This window comes from Citrobacter sp. Cf088 (assembly GCF_030334295.1).
Lineage (GTDB): Bacteria > Pseudomonadota > Gammaproteobacteria > Enterobacterales > Enterobacteriaceae > Citrobacter > Citrobacter freundii.
This window is the reverse complement of the sequence record NZ_JAOWEE010000051.1, coordinates 1-4,116: the sequence shown is the minus strand read 5'-3', so window position 1 is coordinate 4,116 and position 4,116 is coordinate 1. Positions and strand designations below refer to the sequence as shown.

The window sequence follows — 4,116 nt, the reverse complement described above, 5'->3', positions numbered from 1 at the left end:
GCAGATAAAGTCAGAGCAGGTATTTGTGGAAGGCGGTGAATACCTGATGGGGGATTTTGGCGAAGAGTATGGCGTGGAAAAACTGCAGTACGACGGGCATAAAGACAGCAAGCCTTTGCACCGGGTGGAGTTAAGCAGCTATTCGCTGAGTAAGTTCAAAGCCAGCAACCAGCAGTACCAGTTTTATCTGGCCTGGAATGGCCTGAAGGGCCGGGAGGTCAAGGGGCGTTTAAACGGGAGGGACTGGAATGACAGGAAACGGATCCCGGATACGCCAGCCCGCGTGGACTGGCACGAAGCGGAGCGGTACTGCGCGTGGCTGGGGGAGGTGACGGGCCTGCCGTTCTCGCTGCCGACGGAAGCGCAGTGGGAATACGCGGCGCGTAGCCGGGGTAAATATGTGGTGGCGCCCACCGACGATGGCACGATACGTATTGAAGGTCAGAAAGGTATCAATGTAGCCACCGCGACGGACCGGGAGATTTATGCCCGTAAAAGCGAAAGCTCTTTAGATATTGCTTCCCCGCTTCCCCGGGATTTCCGTCCCCCTAATCCGCTGGGGATTTACGACATGGCCGGAAACGGCTGGGAATGGATGAAGGACTGGTATGACCCGGCATACTACAGCCATTCGCCGGTAAAAGACCCGCAGGGCCCGGAGCAGCCGGTATTCAAAGACCCGGACGGGTACTACACGCGGGTGCTGCGCAGCCAGGACTACTCAGGACCGGGGCGCGGGCTGACGATGGTGCGCTATAAAACCGATCCGGGAAATAAAGGTTATCCACCAACCGACAAAACCGTGCGCTGTGCAGTGAACCACCCGAGTCCGGTGAAGTGATAATTTATTAATTTATGCATCTGAATAATCAGGGAAAAGATTATGAGCGGTTCAAACACGCCAGCAGCAGATCATCAAACGAGTAAGGTTGAGTCAAATGTAAAAATTGTGATTGTCAAATCTTGTCAATGCTATTTCAGGATTGACAAATTACAATTGATTTTTATTGATGAAGCGGATGCCAGCGTGTTTGAATTTGCTATGAGTAAACTGAGCGACCTGGTAAATAAACAACATATTGCAAAAAATAAATACTCTCAGGCTATTGAAAAATATGGTGTGCAGTTAAAGGATACTGCCAATAAGGACAGGTTGCCCGAACTGGAAAATGAAATATCAAAGGCTGAAGGTGAGCTACAAACGGCAACTAAAAATCTACAGCAGGAGTTGGGGGATTTCAATGAACAAAGTGGGTATAAACCTATAGTTGAGCTAATACCCATTGAAGATATTAAGAAGCGAGCTTTTGGTCGATTTTATTCATATGTTAAAGAAGAAGACTATAAGAAGTTTGAAACAAAATTCACAGTGATTTCCGTGGATGATTTTAGTGGTGATAATATTTTCACCAAAGATGAAGATAATAATATTATTGGTATCGATATAAAATCTTTATCAGAGAAGTTGAAAACAGCCAAGGAGAAGATTAAACAAATGATGGATCGCACAATGACTGTCGGTGCAAACATCAAATTTGAGAAGACATTAACAGAATGGGCCGAGGTATGGAACGATAAAAAGTATAAGCACACGGGTGAATATATTGATGTTTCTGCGGGTGCTCAATTTATGCGTTTGACAGCGAATGCCTCCACGCTTAATAGCTGGGACCCTGATACCGGACAAGTGAAAATAAAAGGTGAGGCTCAAGCTGAATTAACCGTTTTCTCTGGAAAAGTAAACTCCACACTTTTTGTTCCCGACCGGACCGGCTGGCCGCTTAAATTTATGATTAATGATAAGGAAGAAGCCAATATTGGTGTCCTGAGGGCAAAAATAGAAGGGCAATTGACCGGGTATGTTGGCGCATCAGCCAAGATAGAAGCCAATCTGCAGTTTGTGACATACAATCAAAAACAGTTGCTAATGGGAAATCGCACCAAAAGTTCGACATTTGTTGAACGAAAAGAAGGCGTAAAAGTTAAGGGCAATAAAGGCAAAGCAAAAAAAGGACTGGAAGTAAAAGCGGAAGCCTTTGGTGGTGCTAAAGTTGGCGCCAGTTTAGGTGGAACATTACAGTGGCTGAAACCCTTTACTTCACTGGTGGCGGAAATCCCGGCCATGTTAAAAAAATTAGGTCTTGAACCAGACTTAATGCTTGACGCCTCGGCAATGGATAAATTAATTCAACTGCAAAATCAAAAAGAAAAGAATAAAAAGAAAGAAGAGCATTTAGGTGATTTCCAGGATTTTGGTTCGCTTAAAGTCGGTGGCGAGGTTCAGTTAGGCGCTGGGGCCAGCGGTGAGTTTAGGGTTCGTTTTGTTAAAGGAAGATTCAGGTTCCATATACATGGCAGTTTGTGTTTGGGCCCAGGTGCGAAGGGACTCGTGGAGGGTGAGATTACGCCTGAATTGTTTATGGAGTTCGCAGTATGGGTTATCTATCAACTTTATGGTATGGACTATAAGCACTGGGTGATTATTGAGGAGGAGGCGTTTAATGCCTTGTGGTATATTTTATTGATGGATAAGGAGAAAAAATACAAAGAGTATTATGATAAGATGAAGGCTGATTTTTATGATGTTCTCAAAGATTTCTCTGGGTTTATTAAATCAACGTTTACAGAAATTATGACGGCAAGAGACCAGTCGGCAAAGCGCAATAAATTTGCGGCTGAGATTAATAGCGACCCTGGCAATGTATATCTTTATTCTCCTGAGGCAAAAGGTACTGCCTTGTATCTCCTGACTTTAGATGGCGCCTACGACCGTATTGATATCAATAACCAGGGTGATGGTATTATCCCGGACACCAACCATGAACGAAAAAAAGCGGTATTGTTTATTTTGTCCAGTATTCAGACCAAACGGGAGTGGAAAAAGGTGTTGACGCGTATTACCGCAACGGGAACGGTGTACCCCCGGTAATGAGGACGCGATTGTTAAAATGGCGCAAAAGAATATCCGGATATTCCTGCAGACGGGCATTGATAGTGATGACGAGCTGGATAATATCATCGACAAACTAGAACTGCGAGATTTCGATGAACTGGTGTCGCGTTTAAAGGAAAAACCAACCTACGGTTATTCTTTTTCGCCAAATTGCAGCAAACAATACAAATTACATTGTGATGATAATCCATTTTATAGGTCACTGTGTCATTTTGTGCCGGTTGATCCTCAGTATCAGCAAAAATGGGAGAGTAACGATTAATGGAAAAAAAACGAATTTATAAATATAGCCTGGCATCGTTGTTGTTGCTGTTGCTGAGCGGTTGCGATAAACCGGAGCCTGCGGCGCAGGATAACGCTGAATTAGCACACTACCTGCAACGCATCACCGGCGATCTGGTGTTTATTCCGGGCGGCACGTTCTGGATGGGGGATTTTTGCTCCCGCACGCACGGTGAGGGGGCGCGCTGTTCTTCGGAAAAAGATACCAAACCCGTGCATGAAGTGACGCTGAGCAGCTATTCCATCGGTCGTTTCAAGGTGACCCATGAGGATTACGCCTTTTACCTGAAAATGGCGGGATTACCGGAGTTACGTTACAAAGATCAATTCGATAATAAAACGCTGGCGGCCATGACCCATTTTAAAAACAGTCCGGCGGTGGTGTCATGGACAGAGGCCGAGAATTACTGCCGCTGGCTGAAAAAGGAGACGGGGCTGCCGTTTTCCCTGCCGACGGAAGCGCAGTGGGAGTATGCGGCGCGTGACCGGGGCCAGTATATTCTGGTGGCAACGGATGACGGCGACTGGCGTGAAGATGAGAAAACCGGGCGCGGTGAAAACTACGCCACCAGCGAGGACCGGCAGGCTACGGAAGAGGCCACTGGCGTGGAAAGTTCCTTCGTGCGTTATGCCGTCGATCGCTATCCGCCGACCCCCGGCGGGCTGTACGGCATGGCAGAGAACGGCTACGAGTGGGTGAGCGACTGGTATGACCCGGACTATTACGCGACATCTCCGCGCCAGGATCCGCAGGGTCCGGAGAAGGGCGTCATCCTGGATGACGATAATGGGCAATATATGAAGGTCCGCCGCGGAGGTGACAATCCTTCTCCCGGGTTTGATGTGGGCCTGACCTTTTTTCGCGGCTATGCCATCAAGGA

Annotated in this window: 4 protein-coding genes; all 4 read left to right on the top strand. The window is 47.1% G+C overall.

What is annotated here, in order from left to right; all coding sequences use genetic code 11:
• On the top strand, positions 1-841 hold an 841-nt coding region (locus OGV71_RS11065), incomplete at its 5' end, for a formylglycine-generating enzyme family protein (protein ID WP_286533174.1).
• 42 nt (positions 842-883) lie between these two features.
• Positions 884-2,929: a hypothetical protein gene (locus OGV71_RS11060; protein WP_286533173.1), complete on the top strand. Its 2,046-nt coding sequence runs from the start codon at positions 884-886 to the stop codon at positions 2,927-2,929.
• A 19-nt stretch (positions 2,930-2,948) separates the two neighbouring features.
• Positions 2,949-3,215: a hypothetical protein gene (locus OGV71_RS11055; RefSeq protein WP_286533172.1), complete on the top strand. Its 267-nt coding sequence runs from the start codon at positions 2,949-2,951 to the stop codon at positions 3,213-3,215.
• Positions 3,215-4,116, top strand: a 902-nt coding sequence (locus OGV71_RS11050; RefSeq protein ID WP_286533171.1) for a formylglycine-generating enzyme family protein, incomplete at its 3' end; no start/stop codon positions are given. The genes OGV71_RS11055 and OGV71_RS11050, both read left to right, overlap by 1 nt.